General features: G+C 70.5%; 22 protein-coding genes. 6 read left to right on the forward strand and 16 right to left on the reverse strand.

Annotated elements, in window-relative coordinates; all coding sequences use genetic code 11:
- Positions 1 to 162: 162 nt before the first annotated feature.
- The gene (locus tag U2P90_RS00565) at positions 163 to 1,065 is read left to right on the forward strand and encodes a homocysteine S-methyltransferase family protein (RefSeq protein WP_322473329.1); all 903 of its coding nucleotides are present in this window, start codon (positions 163 to 165) and stop codon (positions 1,063 to 1,065) included.
- Positions 1,066 to 1,221: 156 nt separating this feature from the next.
- On the opposite strand, the gene U2P90_RS00570 is transcribed toward U2P90_RS00565, so the two are convergent.
- Together U2P90_RS00570 and U2P90_RS00575 are read right to left on the reverse strand one after the other, a co-directional pair.
- Complete coding sequence (locus U2P90_RS00570) at positions 1,222 to 2,991, reverse strand: hypothetical protein (protein WP_322473330.1); 1,770 nt, start codon at positions 2,989 to 2,991, stop codon at positions 1,222 to 1,224.
- A 54-nt stretch (positions 2,992 to 3,045) separates the two neighbouring features.
- Positions 3,046 to 3,675, reverse strand: a complete 630-nt coding sequence (locus U2P90_RS00575) for a nucleotidyltransferase family protein (RefSeq protein WP_322473331.1) — start codon at positions 3,673 to 3,675, stop codon at positions 3,046 to 3,048.
- A gap of 283 nt (positions 3,676 to 3,958) precedes the next feature.
- On the opposite strand from U2P90_RS00575, the gene U2P90_RS00580 reads away from it, so the two are divergent.
- Complete coding sequence (locus tag U2P90_RS00580; RefSeq protein WP_295816305.1) at positions 3,959 to 4,423, forward strand: SRPBCC family protein; 465 nt, start codon at positions 3,959 to 3,961, stop codon at positions 4,421 to 4,423.
- A gap of 29 nt (positions 4,424 to 4,452) precedes the next feature.
- Here the strand turns inward: U2P90_RS00580 and U2P90_RS00585 are convergent, their stop codons facing one another.
- Both U2P90_RS00585 and U2P90_RS00590 read right to left on the reverse strand, forming a co-directional pair.
- Positions 4,453 to 5,079: a hypothetical protein gene (locus U2P90_RS00585; protein WP_322473332.1), complete on the reverse strand. Its 627-nt coding sequence runs from the start codon at positions 5,077 to 5,079 to the stop codon at positions 4,453 to 4,455.
- Between the two features lie 159 nt (positions 5,080 to 5,238).
- The gene (locus U2P90_RS00590; RefSeq protein WP_295816308.1) at positions 5,239 to 5,565 is read right to left on the reverse strand and encodes a hypothetical protein; all 327 of its coding nucleotides are present in this window, start codon (positions 5,563 to 5,565) and stop codon (positions 5,239 to 5,241) included.
- A 221-nt stretch (positions 5,566 to 5,786) separates the two neighbouring features.
- On the opposite strand from U2P90_RS00590, the gene U2P90_RS00595 reads away from it, so the two are divergent.
- Together U2P90_RS00595 and U2P90_RS00600 are read left to right on the forward strand one after the other, a co-directional pair.
- Positions 5,787 to 6,686 carry an AAA family ATPase gene (locus U2P90_RS00595; RefSeq protein ID WP_322473333.1) on the forward strand — a complete coding sequence of 300 codons (900 nt, stop codon included), beginning with the start codon at positions 5,787 to 5,789 and terminating at the stop codon, positions 6,684 to 6,686.
- The gene (locus U2P90_RS00600; protein WP_322473334.1) at positions 6,683 to 7,945 is read left to right on the forward strand and encodes a vWA domain-containing protein; all 1,263 of its coding nucleotides are present in this window, start codon (positions 6,683 to 6,685) and stop codon (positions 7,943 to 7,945) included. Before U2P90_RS00595 ends, U2P90_RS00600 begins: the two co-directional genes overlap by 4 nt.
- A gap of 6 nt (positions 7,946 to 7,951) precedes the next feature.
- Here U2P90_RS00600 and U2P90_RS00605 read toward each other — a convergent pair whose 3' ends face one another.
- From U2P90_RS00605 to U2P90_RS00660, 12 genes are all read right to left on the reverse strand, one after another.
- Positions 7,952 to 8,632, reverse strand: a complete 681-nt coding sequence (locus tag U2P90_RS00605; RefSeq protein WP_322473335.1) for a histidine phosphatase family protein — start codon at positions 8,630 to 8,632, stop codon at positions 7,952 to 7,954.
- 52 nt (positions 8,633 to 8,684) lie between these two features.
- Positions 8,685 to 9,557, reverse strand: a complete 873-nt coding sequence (locus U2P90_RS00610) for an ABC transporter permease (RefSeq protein ID WP_295816316.1) — start codon at positions 9,555 to 9,557, stop codon at positions 8,685 to 8,687.
- Positions 9,550 to 10,515 carry an ABC transporter ATP-binding protein gene (locus U2P90_RS00615; RefSeq protein WP_322473336.1) on the reverse strand — a complete coding sequence of 322 codons (966 nt, stop codon included), beginning with the start codon at positions 10,513 to 10,515 and terminating at the stop codon, positions 9,550 to 9,552. The genes U2P90_RS00610 and U2P90_RS00615 overlap by 8 nt, the downstream gene beginning before the upstream one ends.
- Positions 10,516 to 10,628: 113 nt before the next feature.
- Positions 10,629 to 11,576, reverse strand: a complete 948-nt coding sequence (locus tag U2P90_RS00620; RefSeq protein ID WP_322473337.1) for an aldo/keto reductase family protein — start codon at positions 11,574 to 11,576, stop codon at positions 10,629 to 10,631.
- Positions 11,577 to 11,628: 52 nt separating this feature from the next.
- Positions 11,629 to 12,402 (reverse strand): DUF429 domain-containing protein, encoded by a 774-nt coding sequence (locus U2P90_RS00625; protein ID WP_322473338.1) that lies wholly within the window; start codon positions 12,400 to 12,402, stop codon positions 11,629 to 11,631.
- Positions 12,399 to 12,815, reverse strand: coding sequence for a cupin domain-containing protein (locus tag U2P90_RS00630; RefSeq protein WP_322473339.1), 417 nt, complete (start codon positions 12,813 to 12,815; stop codon positions 12,399 to 12,401). Before U2P90_RS00630 ends, U2P90_RS00625 begins: the two co-directional genes overlap by 4 nt.
- A complete protein-coding gene (locus U2P90_RS00635) occupies positions 12,812 to 13,402 on the reverse strand; it encodes a YdeI/OmpD-associated family protein (protein WP_322473340.1) in 591 nt (196 codons plus the stop codon). The genes U2P90_RS00630 and U2P90_RS00635 overlap by 4 nt, the downstream gene beginning before the upstream one ends.
- A 16-nt stretch (positions 13,403 to 13,418) precedes the next feature.
- A complete protein-coding gene (locus tag U2P90_RS00640) occupies positions 13,419 to 13,967 on the reverse strand; it encodes a dihydrofolate reductase family protein (RefSeq protein WP_322473341.1) in 549 nt (182 codons plus the stop codon).
- A 108-nt stretch (positions 13,968 to 14,075) separates the two neighbouring features.
- Positions 14,076 to 15,143 (reverse strand): FtsW/RodA/SpoVE family cell cycle protein, encoded by a 1,068-nt coding sequence (locus U2P90_RS00645; RefSeq protein WP_295816328.1) that lies wholly within the window; start codon positions 15,141 to 15,143, stop codon positions 14,076 to 14,078.
- 134 nt (positions 15,144 to 15,277) lie between these two features.
- Complete coding sequence (minE, locus tag U2P90_RS00650; RefSeq protein ID WP_295816330.1) at positions 15,278 to 15,529, reverse strand: cell division topological specificity factor MinE; 252 nt, start codon at positions 15,527 to 15,529, stop codon at positions 15,278 to 15,280.
- Between the two features lies 1 nt (position 15,530).
- Positions 15,531 to 16,331: a septum site-determining protein MinD gene (gene minD / locus U2P90_RS00655; protein WP_295816332.1), complete on the reverse strand. Its 801-nt coding sequence runs from the start codon at positions 16,329 to 16,331 to the stop codon at positions 15,531 to 15,533.
- A 47-nt stretch (positions 16,332 to 16,378) separates the two neighbouring features.
- A complete protein-coding gene (locus tag U2P90_RS00660) occupies positions 16,379 to 17,677 on the reverse strand; it encodes a hemolysin family protein (RefSeq protein WP_322473342.1) in 1,299 nt (432 codons plus the stop codon).
- A gap of 107 nt (positions 17,678 to 17,784) precedes the next feature.
- On the opposite strand from U2P90_RS00660, the gene U2P90_RS00665 reads away from it, so the two are divergent.
- Complete coding sequence (locus U2P90_RS00665; protein WP_295816336.1) at positions 17,785 to 18,021, forward strand: hypothetical protein; 237 nt, start codon at positions 17,785 to 17,787, stop codon at positions 18,019 to 18,021.
- A 130-nt stretch (positions 18,022 to 18,151) separates the two neighbouring features.
- A complete protein-coding gene (gene rimO, locus U2P90_RS00670) occupies positions 18,152 to 19,633 on the forward strand; it encodes a 30S ribosomal protein S12 methylthiotransferase RimO (RefSeq protein WP_322473343.1) in 1,482 nt (493 codons plus the stop codon).
- The last annotated feature ends 44 nt before the right edge of the window (positions 19,634 to 19,677 follow it).

Genomic DNA, 19,677 nt, shown 5'->3' on the forward strand with positions numbered 1-19,677 from the left:
GATGTTGAATAGCTATACGTCCTGTCTCCAGTCTCCCTGCGGCGTGGCAGGTCGGTACGGGGGCCTGCGGTGGTACGCTGGACGGCGCACATCGTCGCGTTGACCGGGTCACTCTACGGGGGGGATCAGATGACAGGACGGCTGCTTCAGTCTGGACGCTTCATGCTCACCGACGGCGGGTTGGAGACCGACCTTCTGTACAACCGGGGCATCGACCTGCCCTGCTTCGCCGCGATCGTGCTGCTGCGCACGCCGGAGGGACGGGCGGCGCTGGGGGAGTATTACCGCCCCTACCTGGATCTGGCGCGCGACCTCGGGACAGGGTTCATCCTTGAAAGTCCCACGTGGCGGGCCAGTCCCGACTGGGCGGCACCGCTGGGGCTCGACCAGACGGAGCTCGATCAGCTGAATGTCGCCGCCATCGACCTGATGCGCGGTCTGTGCGCCGAATATGCGGCCGACCTTCCCCAGATCGTGATCAGCGGCTGCATCGGGCCACGCGGCGACGGCTACGTGCCCGGCAAGCTCATGGGCGCCGCCGAGGCGACCGACTACCATGCCCGCCAGGTGCGCGTGCTCGCGTCGGCGGGGGCCGACATGGTCTCGGCCCTGACCATGACGAACGTGGCCGAGGCGACCGGCATCGTGCACGCGGCCCGGCAGGTTGACGTGCCCGTGGTGATTTCATTCACCGTGGAGACGGACGGCCGGCTGCCGACGGGCGATACCCTGATGGACGCGGTGACGGCGGTGGACGCGGCCACAGGCGGCCACGCCGCGTATTTCATGGTCAACTGCGCCCATCCCGACCACTTCGCGGCGGTGCTGGATCAGGGGGCCGCGTGGACACAGCGCCTCCGTGGCATCCGCGCCAATGCCTCGCGCTGCAGCCACGAGGAGCTGAACGCCATGACAGAACTCGACGCGGGCGACCCCACCGAACTCGGGCAGCTCTACCGCGCACTCCTGGCGACCCAGCCACAGCTCACGGTGCTCGGTGGGTGCTGCGGCACCGACCTGAGGCACGTGACCGCTGTCGCCCGCGCCTGCCTGAACCACGCCTGAGCGCAGTCCGTTGCACGCCCCCGGCGACAGCTCTGTGCTGTGGTCAGGGGCGCCCATTTCCCGAAGTCTGCCCTGTCTCCTGCTCCTACGGCTGCGCACTCTGCAAGCCTGATCGTCCCCCACCCGCACTGCTGCGGGATGGGGTCGAAGTCCGGTTCACTCCCAGCGGTACGTCACGCTGCTCTTGCCCAGGATGACGTTGCCTTGGACGCGGCTTTGAGCGGTCATGCCGTCGAAGCGGTTGATGATCCCCGTGATCGCCTCGCTGACCCCGGCCAGCATGCCGTCCGGTGTGGTGGCGTCGCCCGCCTTCCGCGTCCCGAGCTTCGCAATGGCCGCCTGCATGGCCCGCTCCTCCTCGGTCAGGTCGGCGTCCTGATCGTCCTGATCCGGGTCAGCGGGGCCGCCGGCCTGCTGGACGGCGTCCTCAAGAATCGCGCTGAACTCCCCGGCACTGATCTCCGGCAGATCCGGCTGATACCGCCAGCCTGCGCCGCTCATACCCAGACCGGCCGCCTGGAAGGCTGCATCCTGTGCCAGGGGCGCGGCCGTCTCGTCCAGCGCCGCCTGCAGGGCCTCGTCGCTCCACGCGGTGATCAGGTAGTCGCCCCGGAAGGCGTAGACGAGTTTCAGACCGCCCAGCAGGTCTTCCAGCTGCTTCACGCCGCTGTCCAGCGCGGCCCCATCCATCCCGCCCGTGCCCGTCAGGCCACCGGGCAGCGATCTTGCCAGCGGGGAGCTGCTCAGTTCCAGCAGGGGCTTCAGGGAACCGCCCAGGCCGGCAATAGCAGCGTTCAGGCTCGCGGCGTACTCGGGCACATGCTTCTTCGCGGCGTCCAGATCACGCACGGACTGGTAGGTCACGCTGTGGGCCAGCCCGGCCTGTGGACTGGCGGTGTCGAGGCCGGCCCGGAAGCCGCCGGCCAGGGTGACCTGGGCGCACTCGTCTCCCAGGTACTGCCCGGCCCGCTCCAGATGGCTGGCGAGCTGCGAGTCGCTCAGGAAGCCCAGCGGCTCGAACAGATCCACGCGGCTGAGCCAGCGGGCCGCGTAGGCCCCGGATTCCGGCGCACACGCCCGCACCTGCGCGGCCTCAGCACTGGCGGGGATGATGTCCTGCACGTGGAAATCGGTGCTGTGGGTCAGCAGGCGGTACAGCGGCTGATCCTTGCCCTGCGCGTTGGCCGCGTGCGCCGAGGCGGCCGTGAGACCGGTAGCGGTGGTGGTGAACCCTGCCGCGTACTGGCCCAGCGTGTCGATGGCGTCCACGACCGGCGCGAACAGGCGCGGCAGCCCGGAGCGGCCCAGGTGCCCCCGGATGACCTTCGCGGTCGCCGAGAAGTTCAGATACAGCGACAGTTCCTGCGCCCCCACCGGACGCCGCGCCGCCGTGTACGCCGCCGAATCCAGCAGTCTGGGCGCGGCCTTGCCGCTCAGGCGGCCCAGGTAGGTCATCAGCAGGGATTTGTCGGTGGAGATGTAGACCAGCCCGCCCGCCATGCCCGCGTAGACCTGCCCCTGCCGCGCGAAGGTGTAGGCCCCCACCCGCGCACCGGGCCGGGCCTTCATGGTGCTGCCGAAGAACTCCGAGGACAGCTCGTCGACCCGCGACACGGCCAGCAGGTGGGGCGTGTAGGGCTGTCCGGGGCGGCCGACGGTGAACACGCCCACGGCGGCCTCCTGCCCGATGGAGCCCTTCAGGAGTTCCTGAACGCCGTCCAGGGTCTTCGTCATATCGTCGTCCGGCCCGACGGTGGCGTCCATGGTGCGGCCCAGCAGCCCGGCCATGCGGCCGATGGCCCCGGAGGCGTCGCGCGTCTCCAGGGTCACCAGGGCCCCCGCCGGCAGCAGTTCAGTGAGCGTGGCAGCGCGGGCCGCCGGCAACAGGGTGGCCAGGCCCAGGGTGAGCAGCAGGGAACGTTTCACCGTCTCATCTTAAGTGACAGGCATTACGTTCAGGGGCACAGATCTGCCGGGGGCTCATCCGGCAGGCAGCGCCACCTGGGCGGCCAGCAGCGCGTCCGGGGTGTCCACATCCAGCAGCAGCCCGGCCGGGACGGACACGGTGACGGCGTGGGCACGGTGCAGCGCGATCAGGCTGCGCGGCCCGTGATCCGCATCTGGTGTGGCCTTCACGGCGTCCAGCAGGTCGGCACGGAACACGTGCGGCGGGGCCCGCACCGCGCCGTCCCCATCGCCGTACACCGCCAGGACGACCGGCGCTCCGGAGTCGCGGAAGGCCCCGAGCAGCGCCCGGTGCACTCCGGCCGTGACCAGCGGCATGTCGGCCAGTGCGAAGTTCGCGCCCGCAAGTCCCGGAGGCAGGGCGTGCACGGCCGCCCGGAACGATGAGGCCAGCCCGCGCCCCGGCTCCGGATTCACCACGAACGCGAAGCCCAGTCCGGACAGCGCCGCCCGGATGCGGTCACCCACCTCTCCCGGTGGTACGACGGCCAGCAGGTGGTCATGGCCGGCATCTGCCAGCGCGCGGGCCGCGTAGGTACACAGCGGGCGGCCGTGCAGGTCGGCCAGCTGTTTGGGCTGTCCCATGCGGGTGCTCAGGCCGGCCGCGAGCAGCACGCCGGCCACGGGAAGGGAGGTGGAAGTCACGGCCGCATGGTAGGACGTCGGCCCGGATCCGCAGCGCTGCGCCGTCCGCTGCCAGCGCTGCCACGGGCACCCGGTCATCGCCGGAGACGCGCAGGCACGCCACGGTGCCGTCACGGAGGGAGCCGAGGTCAGCCAGGGGGCATGATCGACCCCGGTTCACCCTTCGGTGCCGTCCCGGATGGACGGCACGACCGCTGACACCGGGAGCCCGCCCAATCTTTCCCAAACCCCACCGGGCCTACAATGAAGGCGTCGTGAAATCCAGCGTTCCCGAGGTGACCGTATGAAACTGAATTACTCCGGCCAGGAGAAGGTGCAGGCCCCGCCTGCTGTCGTGTGGGCCTTCGTGCAGGATCCCGAGCGGGTGGCCCGTTGCCTGCCTGACGTGCAGGAAGTGGTCGTGCATGACCAGACGCACATGGACGCGACCGTGCAGGTGGGTGTGGGCATGGTGCGCGGCAAATTCAAGTTCAAGATCGAGGTGCTGCCCGACGAGGCGGCCGGACGCGTGAACGTGAAGGTGCAGGGCGGCGGGCTGGGCAGCGTCGTGGACCTCACGGCCGGGGCGAACGTCGTGGACAACGGTGACGGCACGACCCTGCTGGACTGGGACGGCGAGGCGAGCATGCGCGGCCCGGTCGCCACGGTGGGCGGCCGGATGCTGGACGTCCAGGCGCAGAAGCTGATCTCGAAGACCTTCGAGAACATGAGCGCCAACATCGGCGCGTCGTCCGGCACCCTGGCCTGAGCGTGACGGGCCGCCGGGCTCCCGTGGCGTCAGCGGCCGGGCAGGGCGTCCGGCTGCGCCGTCAGGGTGGGGACGGCGGTCACCACGCCGTGCGGCGACACCGCCAGCACACGCCGCTCTGCGAGGCCCCACAGGGCCCGGTGTACGGCCATCTCGGCCACCGCTCCGCCCTGTGGCGCCAGGTCGTCGAGGAGTTGCGTGTAGCGCAGCGTGGTGGCCTCGCCGCCGGCCCAGGGGGTCGCGGCGGCCACGCGTGTCAGGACACGGCGTTCATCCGGTGTCCCCGCGTGGGCCAGCAGCTCCGCACGGGCGCGAACCCGCTGCTGCTGCTCCTCGCGTTCGTGCCGGCGGCGGGCCAGCAGCGCGGCCACCTCGTCCGGGGGGGTCTGACCACGCCGGGCACGGGCGTCACTGATCAGGGCCTCCAGCCGCTGATCAGCGCGGGCCGCCGCACTGGCCCGCAGTTCCTGCACCTGGGTGCCCAGCTCCTGCACGCGGGCGCTGTCCAGGGCGCGGCTGCCCAGGCGGCGCGCCGCGTCGCCCAGCCCCGCCACGCGGGCCGCGGGATCAGGCGTGGCCGGCTCGGGGTCGCGCAGCGCCCGACCGACGCGGATCAGGGTGCCAAGGGTACGGATCGTCTTGTTCTCGGGCGCCATGCGGTGACCTCCGGGCAGAACGTGCCCTGCCGTCCTTATACCCGAAGCGGCCCTGCGGATGCATCCACCGGAAGTGAAGGGCACCGCGCGGCTGTCCTCATGTCCGTGGACAGCGCCGCCCGGCCAGAGCAGCCGGGCGGCGCTGCAGAACTCCGCCGATCAGGCGGCGTGGGCGGCGGGCAGGGGAGCGGCCAGCTCCGGCTCCACCTGAACCGGGGCTGCCGCCACCGGAGCGTGGCGCACCGGCATCAGGGCGCCCAGCCCCAGACCGGCCATGCTGGCGGTCGCCACGACCATCCACATCATGTTGCTGGCAGTGGTGTCCAGCAGCACGCTGAGCACCATCAGGGCGGCCGACACGGCCATGTGGGCCAGGGCGGGGATCATCAGGTTGCCGCCCCGCACGTGGGCCGTGAAGAAGCTGCGACCGGCATGAAGGCCGGAGATCAACGCGATCAGCGTGCACAGAAGGACGGGGACGGTCATGGGCGCAGCGTACGCGGCGGGGTCTCACGCGAGCCTCACAGCGGGGCAGACCCGGCGGACATGAAGAGACGGCCGTCCATGGCCCCGATCACCACACGCATGCCCGCCAGGAGGGCCAGAATGATGGTTTGTAAGACAACGTCCAGCCGGTGGTTCCAGCCGGGATACTGGGGGCGTATGTTCCCCCACCTGCCCACCACACCACGGCACCGGGCAACGCCATGAGCGTGCCCACCCCCGCCGACCTGCAGGCCCTGTTCCGGGCACGCGGGTACGTGACCGGTGAGGCGCTGGCGACCGCGCTGCGCCTGGTCGTGGCGCTGGACAAGCCCCTGCTGCTGGAGGGCCCCGCCGGGGTCGGCAAGACCGAGGCTGCCAAGACCCTGGCGCTGGCGCTGGGCACGAAGCTGATCCGCCTGCAGTGCTACGAGGGTCTGGACGCACAGGCCGCGCTGTACGAGTGGAACTACGCCCGGCAGCTGCTGCACCTGCGGGCCGCCGAACTGGGCGGCCAGGGCGTGGGTGACGACGAGCTGTACGGCGAGAAGTTCCTGCTGGCCCGGCCGCTCCTCCAGGCGATCCGCGAGGAGCGTGCCCCGGTGCTGCTGATCGACGAGGTCGACCGCGCCGACGACGCCTTCGAGGCCTTCTTGCTGGAACTGCTGGCCGAATGGCAGATCACGGTGCCGGAACTGGGGACTCTCAGTGCCCGCAGCCGCCCGCACGTGATCCTGACCAGCAACCGCTCCCGCGAGCTGAGCGACGCGCTGCGCCGCCGCTGCCTGTACCACTGGGTCGAGTACCCCACCGCGCGGCAGGAACTGGAGATCGTGCATGCCCGGCTGCCGCAGGTCAACGAGACCCTGGCGCGGCAGGTCACGGACGCCATCCACGCGCTGCGGGCGCTGCCGCTGGGCAAGCCGCCGGGCGTGGCCGAGACGCTCGACTGGGCGGCGGCGCTGGCCAGCCTGCACCGCGACCACCTGGATGCGGCCTCGGTCGAGGCGACGCTGGGCGCGGTGCTGAAACTGCGTGAGGATCAGCTGCTCGCCGCGCCCACCCTGAAACAGCTGGCGGCCAGGGCCAGTGCGGCGACCGGCCCGGTGGCTGACGGATCGTGACCGCCCCGGACGGGCTCAGCGCCGATCTGGCCGCCCGCGTCACGGCGTTCGTCGCGCGGCTACGGGTGCGGCACGGCTTCCTGCTGGGCCCGGGCGAGGCCGGCGACGCGCTGCGGGCGCTGGGCGCGGTGAACGTCCTGCGCAGACGGGAGGTGCGCGACGCCCTGCGCTGCGTGCTGACCGCCAGCCCCGAACAGCGCCGGCTCTTCGATCAGGAATTCAACGCCTTCTTCCGCCGTGACGGCGAACCGCCGCCCCCCACCCTGCCACCCGTGGTGCCACAGACCGAGGCCCCCGGCGTCGAGCAGGAGGAGCAGCCGCCCCTGCCGAAACAGGCGGACGAGGGCCGCGAGGAGCAGAAGAAGCCCGCCCCCACGCCCCAGGACAGCGGCGACGGCGAGGACGGCGACGACGCCGACATGGCGCAGGCCCAGCCGCTCGGGGAATCGGACGATGCCGACGACGACCCGGACGAGCCGGCCCAGACCATCCGCACGAAGCTCAGTCCGAATGCGTCGGGGGGCGGGGAATTCGACGCCGCCGAGGGTGACCTGCCGGAGCTGCTGCGGGCGGCGTCGGCCCTGGTGCGGGCGGTGGAGCTGGGCCGCTCGCGCCGCGTGAAGCCCATGCCACGCGGCCACAAACTGGATGCCCGGCGCACCCTGCGCGCCGCCGCCCGTACCGCTGGCGATCCCACCGAGCTGAAGTGGCTGGGCCGCCCACGCCGCGCCCCGCGCTTCCTGCTGGTGCTCGACGGCAGCCGCAGCATGGGCCGGGACGCCACGCTGCTGCTGCGCTTTGCCCACGCCCTGCACCTGCGGTCGCGCCGGGTCGAGGTCTATGCCTTCTCCACCGGCCTGACCCGCCTGACCCCGCTGCTGCGCGGCGCTCCCCCCGGCAAGACCCTGCACCTCCCGGATCTGGGCGAGGCCTGGGGGGGTGGCACCCGCATCGGCGCGAATCTCCTGAAACTGGCCCGCCAGGAGCGCGAGCACGTGAACCGTGACACGCTGGTGTTCATCCTCAGCGATGGACTGGACACCGGGGCGACCGAGGACATGGAACGCGCCATGCGCGAACTGCACCACCGCGCCGCCCGCGTGGTGTGGCTCTCGCCCCTGGCCGCCACCCCGAACTACCAGCCGGTGCAGCGGGCCGTGAAGGCCGCCCTGCCGTATCTGGACGCCCTGCTGCCCGCCGGCGGCATGGACGACCTGCACGCGCTGGCCGGACGGCTGAAGCGGGGCGGAGCGCTGTAGGGCGACTCAGCGCATGTGAAGGTGGGGACGGCGGTTGAGCCAGTGCAGGGTGCGCGGCTGACCGTCGGCCGCCAGTTCCACCAGGGCACTCCCCGTGTTGTCCAGCCGGAAGATCGGGCCGTGACTGTCGGTGGGAGACAGCTTCAACAGTTCTGCCAGCAGGAACTGCGCGAAATCATGGTGAGTGACGAGGGCTACCACGGCTGCGTCGTCTGCCCCATCCAAAAGCCGGGCGACAACACGCTCAGCCCGTCGGGCGAACTGCACCACGTCCCACGGTTCACAGCCGCCGTTCCAGGGCTGCCCGCTCAGCTCTGCCGGCCAGACCAGGGCGGGGCAGTCGGAGAGCAGCGAGGCATGGTCTCGCCCCACCACCGGTGCGAACCCGCCAGCGGGGCCAGTGCTCAGGCCCCCGCACTCGCAGGCGTCCGCAAAGCCGTAGACGGGCAGACCGAGCGTCCGTGCCAGCGGAGCGGCAGTCTGGACGGCTCGGGTCATCAGGCTGCTGTACAGGTGGGTGATTCCCCTGCATACGCTGTCTGTCGCAGCCCAGTCCGCGAACCGTGCCGCCTGCTCGTGACCGAGCGACGTCAGGGGCGGATCGGGAAGACGATGACGGGCAAAATCCGGCAATCCCTCCAGCGGGTTGTTGCTCGACTGGGCGTGACGGATCAGCAGGACGCGCACGGGGCAGGCTAACATCGTGCCCGTTGCCGCTGCTCGAGAGTTGAGCCTGCCCCTACAAGTCCCTCCGGCTGAACCGCCACATCGCCGTACCCACGGCCAGCACCAGCAGCGCGGCGGCCCACACGACCAGCCCGGCAGGAATGGGCGTGCTGGATGTGAAGGGATTCGCGCCCCGCGACAGGTCACCGACCTGCAACATGAATTCGGGTTGCAGGTGGTAGCTGGCCCCCAGCCACAGGGCGTTGCTGGGCATCAGGGCGTTGGCGACCCGGCCCAGCGTGACCAGCGTGGGGGTGTCGGCCAGCCGGCCGATGGCGCTGAGGATGCCGCCCGTGAAGCCCACGCCGTACAGCACGAACACGCCGATGCCGTTGGCGAGGGTGGTGAACAGCGTGCTGCCCAGCACGGTCAGGGCGGTGAGCATCAGCACGGCCAGCAGAATCAGGGCCAGCGCCAGCCCCGGCGCGGGCGGCAGGTAGCCGGTGATGGCGTACACGCCGCCCAGCAGCGCGGTGCCCAGCAGCGCCACGTACACGACATTCACCGCGCCGAAGCCCAGGAAGCGCCCCAGCACGACCTGGGCGCGGCTGACCGGCCGGGCGATCACGCTCTGCATGACGCCGTTCTCGATGTCCGCACTGACCGCGCCGACGGTCGAGAGCACGGCCATCAGCGAGCCCAGGAAGTACACGAGGTACATGCCGAACAGCGCCGACGAGATCACGGGGATGTTGCCGGCCCCGGTGGCGCTGCGACCGTCAAGGCCCGCGTCGATGGCCCGCTGGTCGAGGGTCTGTTCCAGCCGCAGCACACCGTACAGGAAAAAGCCGATGAACAGCACGCTCAGGACGACCAGCACAGTCACGAGGCGCTTGCGGAAGGCCTCGCGCAGGGAGAGTTCCGCGATCAGCAGGGCGTTACGCATGGGCGACCTCCGGAGCGTAGGACGCCTCGGGCGTGTCCTCGATCAGCTCCAGGAACAAGGTCTCCAGATCGGGGCGGCGGGGCGTCAGGGCGTACAGGTGTGCCCCGCTGTCCAGCACGGCCCGTGCGACCTGCGGGATCGCGTCCTCGTGCTGGAGCCACAGCTCCACGCTGGCGCGGCCGGGCGTGTTCGTGTCGGTGTGGCGCAGTTCGCCGTACCGGGCCAGGGTGTCGAGCAGGCCGGGCGGCAGGGTATCGACCCGCACGTCCAGCGGCAGCACCCCGCCCATCAGCTCGCGCATGCTGCCCTGCTGGAGCACCCGCCCCTGCTTGACGAAGGCCACCCGGTCGCAGACCTGTTCGACCTCGCTCAGCAGGTGGGAATTGAGGAACACCGCCACGCCCTGGCCGCGCAGCCGCTCGATGATCTCCCGCACCTCGACCCGCCCGATGGGATCGAGGGCACTGGTCGGTTCGTCCAGAAAGACCAGCTGCGGCCGCGCCAGGATCGCCCCGGCCAGCCCCGCCCGCTGGAGCATGCCCTTGGAATACCCGCCCAGCGCCTCGTGGCCGCGCCCGCCCAGGCCCACGACCTCCAGCACCTCGGGAATGCGGGTGCGCAGGTCGTCCGCCGTCATGCCGGCCAGCCGGCCGTGGAAGCGCAGGAACTCGTGCCCGGTCATCCACGTCTGGAAGCGGAACTGCTCGGGCAGGAACCCCAGCCGCGCCCGCACGGCCGGATCGGCGGGCGAACCGCCCAGCACCCGCACGCTGCCGCCGCTGGGCAGCACCAGCCCCAGCAGCATCTTGACGGTGGTGCTCTTGCCCGCGCCGTTCGGCCCCAGGAAGCCGAAGACCTCGCCGGGCTGCACGCTCAGGGTCAGGCCGTCCACGACCGCGCGGCCCCGGTAGACCTTGCTCAGGCCCTGCGTCTCGATGGCGGGGGTGGGGGCAGTCATCCGGGCAGCATAGACGCGCGGGCCTGGGGGGGCGTGGGCCGAAAGTTGCAATGTCCGTGGACTGTGGGCACTGGGCTCCACGCAACAACGGCCTCAGCCCAGCGCCCATCACCTCACACCGGGTTCAGGATCTCCTCGATCCGCTGCACCACGCCCGCATCGAGCTTCACGCCCGCCGCCTTCACGGTGTCCGCGATCTGCTGCGGCTTCGTGGCCCCGGTGATGACGCTGCTCACACCCCGGTGGCGCAGCAGCCACGCCACGGCGAGCTGGGCACGGGTGATCCCCAGGTCGTCCGCGATGGGCCTGAGGTCGCGCACCTTCTGGATGTTCTCGTCGGTCAGGAAGTCCCGCGCGAAGCTCTCGTTCTCGCTCAGGCGGGCGCCCTCGGGCTTGCCGGCGTCGTACTTGCCGGTCAGCAGGCCCATCGCCAGGGGGCTCCACACGACCAGACCCACGCCGGCCCGCTCGGTATACGGCAGGATGTCCTTCTCGACGCGGTCGCGGTGGATCATGGAGTACTCGGGCTGCTCGGTCACGGGGCCGTGCAGGCCACGGGCACGGGCGAATTCCACGGCCTCGGCAATGCGGGCGGCGGGCCACATGCTGGTGCCCCAGTACAGCGCCTGACCGTTCCGGATCACCTGATCGAAGGCCATGACGATCTCGTCCATGGGCACGGTCTCGTCGTAGCGGTGCGCGAAGTAGATGTCCAGATAATCGGTGCCCAGCCGCTTCAGGGACTTCCCGACGCTCTCCAGGATGTGCTTGCGGCTCAGGCCCTGGTCGTTCACGTCGTCGCTCATGGGCCAGTACACCTTGCTGGAGATCACCAGCGTGTGCCGGGGCAGTTCACGCAGCGCCGCGCCCATCAGTTCCTCGCTGCGGCCCCGGGCGTACACGTCGGCCTGATCGAAGAAGTTCACGCCCTGGTCGTAGGCGGTGGTCACGATCTCGCGCACCATGGCGTCATCGTTCACGCTCTGCCCGAAGGTGACCCAGCCGCCCAGGGCGACCTCGCTGACCTTGAGCCCGCTCCTGCCCAGATTCCGGAATTCCATGCTGGGCACTGTACCCCTCCACGCCGCTGAGGGCCGTCACGTTCAGGAGTGCTCAGGGCGCCGTGAGTCCGGTCGGCCAGCGCTCCGGCAGTGTGGGCGTGAGGATGGCTCCGCCCTCCAGCGTGCCGAAGACCTCGGTGCGGGCCGGCCCCCAGCGCCACGCGTACAGCGCGACGTACGCGCAGACCACGGCGTCCACCTGATCCTCATGTGCCTTCAGTGCCCGGCCGCGCAGCACCGTCACGTCGGTCTCCAGCAGGGCGTCCAGTCCCGAGAGCGGCGGATCGGCCCCGTCCAGCGCCCGCAGATGCGCGTGCAGCGCGGCCCATGCCGACACCAGGGCGTCCCGGCCCTGGCCCTTGTTCTTGTACTTCAGGGTGCGGGTCAACCCGAACAGCGACACCATGGCCGGGTGGGGGAACACCTCGACCACGCGCCGCACCGCGTCTCCGGCGACCAGCAGCGGGTCGTGGACAAAGCCGCGTTCCTCCAGCGCCGCGACCAGCCGCTCGCCGCGCACGCTGCCCGAGGCGTCGCCCACCAGCGCGCGGTTGGCCGGATGGGCGCCCGCGTGGAAGCGTCCGAACACGCGGGCCAGTTCCCGCTCGGCCACGCGGCTCCCCGAGGCGTTCGGCACCCGCAGCGGCGCGTCGATGGCCACGGTGCAGGCCGGATCGGCGAACCGGTCGATGAAGGCCAGGATCTCCGCGTCGTCGCCCAGCAGGGAGGTGTCGGTCACGCGACCGCCGGGGCCGTCCAGCTGGGCGACCGCCCCTCCCGTGGCGTTGCGCACCGACCACGCCAGATCCAGGCCGATGAAATTCACTCCGGCGTCCACCCTGGGGGCGCCAGCTCGAACCCCTCGAAGCGGAAGCCGGGCGCGACCACACAGCCCACCAGTGTCCAGTCCCCCAGCGACCGCGCCGACTGCCACGCGTGGGCCGGCACGGTGCCCTGGGGCCGATCGCCAGTCAGGATGCCCGGGCCCAGCCGCAGGCGCTGTACGTCTCCCCCACTCCAGATCGACAGCTCCAGCGGCGCTCCGGCGTGATACGCCCAGAGCTCGGTGGCGTCCACGCGGTGCCAGTGCGAGACCTCGCCAGCGCGGAGCAGGAAATAGATGGAGGTGCAGACCGGACGTCCCTCCACCGTGTGCGTGTCCTGCCAGATCTGGACATAGTGGCCACCTTCCGGATGCGGCTGCATGCCCAGGTCGCGGATGATCTCGTCCGGCGTCACGGCCGTCTCCACTGGTTGGCCCGCTCTCCCCGCGCCGCCTTCTCGGCGGCCTCGGTCACGCGCTTCTCACGGGTGGCGCCCGTCTTGGCGTGGACGATCCATTCCAGCACAGCGCGTTTTGCAGAGACCGGGAAGGCCTCCCAGGACGCCGCGGCGCCGGGGCGCGCCTCCAGCGCCGCGCGCAGGTCGTCCGGCACCTCCACGGCGGCCACGCTGTCCAGTTTCGTCCACGTGCCGTCGGCGATGGCGGCATCGATCCTGGCCTGACCGGCAGGCGTCATCAGGCCACCGGCCTGGAGGCGGGCGATGCGCTCCTTGTTCACGGCGCTCCAGCCGCTGCCGGGCCGCCGGGGCGTGAAGGTCAGGAAGGACCGGTGTCCGTCGAGCCGGCCCGGCCGCGAGTCGATCCAGCCGAAGCACAGCGCTTCCTCGACGGCCTCGGCACTGCTCAGATTGGGTATGGGCGAGCCCTTCTTGTGAAGGACGAGGCGGACGCCCCGGCTGGTCGCGTGGTTGGCCTGAAGCCATGCCCGCCACGCGGCGCGGGATGCGGGTTCGACCAGTTCAGCCGGGGTCGCGGGAGCCATGCCCCAGCATGCCACCTCAGCCGGGGCGCACCGGGCGGTAGGTGCTCTGCACGAAGCCGCTGGGAAATACGTGCGTCTGCACATGCTGGAGCGGCACGTCCGCGTCCAGCGCCCCGAACAGGGGGCGGCCCTGCCCGAGCAGCACCGGAATGCGCGTGACGATCAGTTCGTCGATCACTCCGGCCCGCAGGAACGCCTGGATGGTCACACCACCGTCCACGTAGACCCCCCGGGCTCCCTGAAGGTCGCGGGCCAGCGTCTGAACTGGGCCAGGATGCACCTCGACCTCCCCGGTCAGGGGCGCGGGCAGGTCGGCGGCCGTCCGCGTGCGGCTCAGGACGACCACCCGCCGGCCCGCGTATGGCCACGGCACGAAGTCCCGCACCGTGTCGAAGGTGCCGCGCCCCATGACCACGGTGTCCACACGGGCCATGAAGGCGTCGTAGCCGTGGTTCTCGGGGGGCATGGACGGGCCGCCGGGCGTGCCGGGCAGCCAGTCCAGCGACCCGTCCGGCCGGGCGATGAAGCCGTCCACGCTGGCAGCGATGTAGACCAGGAAGGGCATGGAGGAAGTCTAAGGGCCCGACGGTCTGAGAGTCTCAGAACTGCCTCGGCTTCGGCGCTGAGACTCTTTGACCCTTCAGACTCTTTGACGGGCCGGCCCGACGGGCGTCTAGATGCTGCCCAGAAAACGGTCGCGGTGCACCACGTACGCGAGGCCCAGGGTGGACAGGGTGGCGACCAGGCTGCTCAGGCCGTAGCTGATGAGCGGCAGGGTGATCCCGGTCAGGGGCAGCACGCTCAGGGCCGCGCCGATGTTCTCGACCACCTGAAACCCGATCTGGCCCAGCACCCCGGCAAACAGCAGCTGATCCTGCAGGCGGGGCGATTCCATGGCCATGCCGGCCAGGCCCCAGAACAGGGCCCCGTACAGCACCAGCACCGCCAGCGCCCCCACGAAGCCCTGTTCCTCGGCCCACGTGCTGTACGCGAAGTCCGTGTGGGCCTCGGGCAGGAAGCCGTTGTGCGACTGGCTGCCCTCCTTGTACCCCTTGCCCTGCAGCCCGCCGGAACCGACCGCGATGGTGCTCTGGATGACCTGATACCCCGCGCCACGCGGATCCTGATAGGGATCGAGGAAGATGGTCAGGCGTTTTTGCTGATACGGCTCCAGATGTGGATACAGCACGGTGGGCACCGCCGCACCGACCGCCAGCACCGCCAGCACCGCGTGCCACCACGGAATGCGGGCGGCCAGCAGCATCACGCCGAAGATCACGCTGAGTACCAGTGCCCCGCCGAAGTCGGCCAGCACGACCAGCCCCACCGCCGGCAGGAACACGGCGCCGGCCCGCAGGTAGGTACTCATGCCCCGGTAGCCCTCGCGCAGGGCCAGCGCCAGCATGAGGATCAGCGCGAACTTCAGGATCTCCAGCGGCTGGATCTGGATCGGGCCGAGCAGGATCCAGTTCTTCTGCCCGTTGACCTCCTTGCCGATCACGAAGGTGCTGGCCTGGAGCAGCAGCGCCCCCGCATACATCCACGGCGCGAGCCGGTAGACGCGGTCACGTCCGGCCCACAACAGCGCCGCGATGGGAATGGCCGCCAGGGCTACCCCCAGCAGCTGTTTGGTGAAGATGCCGCTGGAGGCTCTGGGCGACAGTGCCGCCGTGCTGACGGTCATCAGGCCGACCACCAGCAGCGCAGCGACGACGATCGGAAAGCGCAGGTCGTACTTCATGGGGCGCACCGGGACAGACGTGTCACCCGCCCAGGCTACGGCGCAGGCGGGTGAAGAGGGTTAGGAGGGTGGTGGGGGTCGCACACGCGTCGCTCGAGATGGATCGATCACGTGTGATCCATCCGCCATTCTTCTCAGCGGCTCCGGGTCGTGCCGCCGGGCTCGTCCAGGGGAATGTTGGCCATGAGCACCACCATGTCGCCGCGCTGCTCGATCTCCACGCTGCTGTTGCCGGTGGGGAAATAGCGTTTGACCACTTCCAGCAGGTCGTTGCGCAGGGCATCGACCTTGCCCGGAGGAATCTGGGCGCGGTCATAGGCGAGCACCAGTTCCAGGCGGTCTTTCAGGGTCTCCTTGGTGCGGCCCCGCTTCATCCAGGAAAACATCTCAGGCCCCCCCGAACCAGCGGCGCAGGGTCGCCATGAAGCCGCCGTCCTCGTCGAATTTCGGGTACGGCACGTCCTCGCCCTTCAGGCGGCGGGCGGTGTCCAGGAAGGCCTGCCCGGCACGGGTCTTGCCCAGCACGGCGGGCTCGCCCACGTTGGTGGACACGATGATGCCCTCGTCCTCGGGAACGATGCCGATGGGTTTGACGCCCAGGATGTCGAGGATGTCGGCCTCGCTGAGCATGTTGCCCGACGCGACCATCTTGGGCCGCAGGCGGTTGATGACCAGCTTGATCTCGCTGACCTGCTGCGCCTCGAGCAGCCCGATGATGCGGTCGGCATCGCGGACGCTGGAGACCTCGGGGTTCACGACGACCAGGGCGCCCTCGGCGGGGGCGGCGGCGGTGCGGAAGCCCGACTCGATCCCGGCGGGCGAGTCGATCAGGATGCGGTCGAAGCCCTCGTTGGCGATCAGGTCACGCACCACGCCCTTGAAGACCTCGGGATCCAGGGCGTCCTTGTCGCGGGTCTGGGACGCCGGGAGCAGGTACAGGTTCTCGACGCGCTTGTCGCGGATCAGGGCCTGCCCCATGCGGCACTTGCCCTCCAGCACGTCCACGAGGTCGAAGACCACGCGCGACTCCAGTCCCATGACGACGTCGAGGTTGCGCAGACCGACGTCCACGTCGATGACCGCGACCTTCTCTCCGAGCTTGGCGAGGGCCGCCCCGATATTCGCGGTGGTCGTGGTCTTCCCCACGCCGCCCTTGCCTGACGTGACGACAATCACCTTCGCATTCATGATGTCGGGCAGTGTACCGCGTCATGACGTGAACCGCTTCCGCCGGTCTACGCCTGGGGGTCGGTTCCGGCCGGAGCCGGGCCGGGCGCATGCACCATCATCCGGTCGATCCGCGGGCCGTCCATGTCCACGACCTCCAGCATCCAACCGTCCACCTCCAGCCGCGTGCCCACCTGCGGCAGGTCGCCCAGGGCGGCCAGCACATAGCCGGCCAGGGTGCTGAAGTCCTCGCGGGGCAGCGCGGGCAGCGGCAGCATCTCGCGCAGGTCGTGCATGGGCAGCGCGCCGTCGATCAGGAATGAGCCGTCCTCGCGCCGGATCAGCGAGTCGTCACCGGGCACGGCCGCGTCTCCGCCCGACAGTTCCGAGAGCAGATCGGTGAGGCTCAGGAGGCCGCTGAACGCGCCGTACTCGTCCACGACCACCGCCAGCCGCGCTCCGCCACGTTCCAGGCGGGTCAGCGCGTCCTCGGCCCACGCGCCTTCAGGCAGGTACAGCGCGGTGCGCAGCAGTCCCGGCAGCGCCTCACCGGTCTGCACGGCCCGCAGCACGTCCAGCACCGTCAGGACGCCGACCACCTCACCGGCCTCGTCCCGTGCGGGATAGGTGTCGTGCCCCGATGCCAGCACCTGCGCCGCCACGTCGGCCGCCGGAGCGTTCAGGGCGACGGTCACGGCCTGGTGGCGCGGGGTCATCAGGTCGCGCACGCGCCGGTCGTTGAAGCGCAGCACCGACGAGATGCGGTGACGCTCGGTCTCCTCCAGCGAGCCGCTCTGGGCCGCCTGGGACACGATGGCCCGCACGTCCTCCTCGGTGATCACCTCGGGCGGCTGGCCCCGGATGCCCAGCAGCGCCAGCAGGCCGCGCGTGGTGATGTCCAGCAGCCACACGACCGGCCGGGCCACGCGGCTCAGGCCCGCGAAGAAGGGAGCGACCCGCGCGGCCAGCCCCTCGGGATTGCGCAGCGCGATGTTCTTGGGCGCGAGTTCCCCCAGCACCAGCGACAGGAAGGTGACCAGCAGCACCACCGCCACGCTGGCCGCCGCCGGGGCGGAGGTGCCCAGCACAGGCCGCAGCACGCCCTCCATGTAGGTCGTCAGGGTGCCGCCCGCGAAGACCGCGCTGACGGTGCCGATCAACGTGATGCCGATCTGTACCGTCGCCAGGAACGCGCCCGGATCGTTGCCCAGCCGCACGGCCGCCGCTGCCCCCCGCTCGCCCCGCGAGGCCGACGCCTCCAGCCGGGAGCGCCGCGCCGACACCACCCCCAGCTCGGACGCCGAGAAAAAGCCGTTCAGGATGAGCAGCAGCACGAGAATGCCGAATTCCAGCAGAGGGTTCCCCACATACGGGAGTGTACGGGCTGTCTGCGGTCAATCGGGGTCAGGACGTTACAGCTTCGGTAAAGACGCGGGCAGCGGCGGTGGCCGGGGCCACTGCCTACACTGCCCCCATGTCGATCCTGGCCCGCACTGCCCTGCTCGTCGTCGCCGCCGCGATGGTCGTCACCGGCCTGGGCGTGGCCGCCTTCGGGCTGTGGCCCCTGTCGGAGGTCGGGCAGGCCGACGGAGCACTGGTCACCGGTCTGGTGCTCGTCGGGATCGGCGTGGCGTGCGTGGTGGGCGGCGGCGTGGTGGCGTGGGCGGCGCTGAGGCGGCGGCCGGGGGCGTCGGGCGGCACGGAGCGCTGAGGGAGCAGAGGGATTCGCGCGCTGCACCCCCGCCGAAGGTGCAGCGCGGGACAGTCCACGCCGGGCACGGCCTGCTACACTGGCGGGCTGAATGTGCCGTGCCCGCTGCGGGCGGGGCGGGGGTGTGTGGATGACGGAAGGAACACAGCAGGCCGCCCGGCGGGTGGGCTTCATCTCGCTGGGCTGCCCCAAGGCGCTGGTCGACAGCGAGCGTATCCTGACGCAGCTGCGCTTCGAGGGCTACGAGGTCGCGCCCAGCTATGAGGACGCCGACGCGGTGATCGTGAACACCTGCGGCTTCATCACCCCGGCGGTCGAGGAGTCGCTGAGCGCCATCGGGGAGGCGCTGGAGGCCACCGGGAAGGTCATCGTGACCGGCTGTCTGGGCGAGCGCCCCGAGAAGATCATGGAGCGCCACCCCAAGGTCGCGGCGATCACCGGCAGTGAGGCCGTGGACGACGTGATGGGTCATGTCCGTGCGCTGCTGCCCATCGACAGCAGTGCGTTCACGGGCCTGCTGCCGGTGGCCGCGCCGGGCATGCGGGCCGGCGCGGAGCAGCCCGCCCGCGAGGACACCCGCCACGGCGACGTGTTCGCGCCCAGCGTGAAGCTCACGCCCCGGCACTACGCCTACGTGAAGATCGCGGAGGGCTGCAACCACACCTGCTCGTTCTGCATCATTCCCAAGCTGCGGGGCCTGCAGGTGTCGCGTGACGCGGGCGCGGTGCTGTACGAGGCCTACCGCCTGATCGCCGGGGGCACCAGGGAGCTCATGATCATCTCGCAGGACACCAGCGCCTATGGCGTGGACGTGCGCTACCGGGAGTCCGAGTTCCAGGGTGAGCAGGTGCGGGCCCACCTGACGGACCTCGCCGTGAAGCTGGGCGAGATGGGCGCGTGGGTACGGATGCACTACGTCTACCCGTATCCGCATGTCGAGAAGATCGTGGAGCTGATGGCCCAGGGCAAGATCCTGCCGTATCTGGACGTGCCCCTCCAGCACGCCAGCCCGAAGATCCTGAAGGCCATGCGGCGCCCCGGCGCCGGGAAGCAGCTGGAGACCATCCGCCGCTGGCGCGAGATCTGCCCGGAGCTGGTGATCCGCAGCACCTTCATCGTGGGCTTTCCCGGCGAGACCGAACAGGACTTCCAGGAGCTGCTGACCTTCCTGGAAGATGCCCAGCTCGACCGTGTGGGCGCGTTTACCTACTCCGACGTGGAGGAGGCCGACGCGAACGCGCTGGCCGACCCGGTGCCGCAGGACGTGAAGGAGGAGCGCCTCGCCCGCTTCATGGAGGTCGCGCAGCGGATCAGCGCCGCACGGCTGGCCGCGAAGATCGGCACGGTCATGGACGTGATCATCGACGAATTCAACGACGACGACGGCGACCCGCCGGGCACCAAGCTGATCGGCCGCACGAAGGGCGATGCGCCGGGCATCGACGGGCAGGTGTACCTGAGTGCCGGCGACCTTGCCGGACACGTGAAGATCGGGGACATCGTCCGTGCCCGGATCGAGGACAGTGACGAGTACGACCTGTACGGCGAGGTCGTGGATCGGCCCGCGTGGACGCCGAACGTGCCGCAGCTGGGCCACTTCGGCGGGCACTGACCGGCACCGTCTGGCAGGAGAGCGCCCCGACCGTGACATGGTCG

This window comes from Deinococcus sp. AB2017081, assembly GCF_034440735.1.
GTDB classification, from domain to species: Bacteria; Deinococcota; Deinococci; order Deinococcales; family Deinococcaceae; genus Deinococcus; species Deinococcus rufus.

Excerpts from the sequence above, each read along its gene's own strand:
- U2P90_RS00665 (WP_295816336.1), top strand. The coding sequence starts at position 17,785 with ATGTCGATCCTGGCCCGCACTGCCCTGCTCGTCGTCGCCGCCGCGATG.
- U2P90_RS00580 (WP_295816305.1), top strand. The coding sequence starts at position 3,959 with ATGAAACTGAATTACTCCGGCCAGGAGAAGGTGCAGGCCCCGCCTGCT.
- rimO (WP_322473343.1), top strand. The coding sequence starts at position 18,152 with ATGACGGAAGGAACACAGCAGGCCGCCCGGCGGGTGGGCTTCATCTCG.
- minE (WP_295816330.1), bottom strand. The coding sequence starts at position 15,529 with ATGTTTTCCTGGATGAAGCGGGGCCGCACCAAGGAGACCCTGAAAGAC.
- U2P90_RS00640 (WP_322473341.1), bottom strand. The coding sequence starts at position 13,967 with ATGCCCTTCCTGGTCTACATCGCTGCCAGCGTGGACGGCTTCATCGCC.
- U2P90_RS00585 (WP_322473332.1), bottom strand. The coding sequence starts at position 5,079 with ATGGCGCCCGAGAACAAGACGATCCGTACCCTTGGCACCCTGATCCGC.
- U2P90_RS00610 (WP_295816316.1), bottom strand. The coding sequence starts at position 9,557 with ATGCGTAACGCCCTGCTGATCGCGGAACTCTCCCTGCGCGAGGCCTTC.
- minD (WP_295816332.1), bottom strand. The coding sequence starts at position 16,331 with ATGAATGCGAAGGTGATTGTCGTCACGTCAGGCAAGGGCGGCGTGGGG.
- U2P90_RS00615 (WP_322473336.1), bottom strand. The coding sequence starts at position 10,515 with ATGACTGCCCCCACCCCCGCCATCGAGACGCAGGGCCTGAGCAAGGTC.
- U2P90_RS00565 (WP_322473329.1), top strand. The coding sequence starts at position 163 with ATGCTCACCGACGGCGGGTTGGAGACCGACCTTCTGTACAACCGGGGC.
- U2P90_RS00620 (WP_322473337.1), bottom strand. The coding sequence starts at position 11,576 with ATGGAATTCCGGAATCTGGGCAGGAGCGGGCTCAAGGTCAGCGAGGTC.
- U2P90_RS00590 (WP_295816308.1), bottom strand. The coding sequence starts at position 5,565 with ATGACCGTCCCCGTCCTTCTGTGCACGCTGATCGCGTTGATCTCCGGC.
- U2P90_RS00645 (WP_295816328.1), bottom strand. The coding sequence starts at position 15,143 with ATGAAGTACGACCTGCGCTTTCCGATCGTCGTCGCTGCGCTGCTGGTG.
- U2P90_RS00635 (WP_322473340.1), bottom strand. The coding sequence starts at position 13,402 with ATGGCTCCCGCGACCCCGGCTGAACTGGTCGAACCCGCATCCCGCGCC.
- U2P90_RS00595 (WP_322473333.1), top strand. The coding sequence starts at position 5,787 with ATGAGCGTGCCCACCCCCGCCGACCTGCAGGCCCTGTTCCGGGCACGC.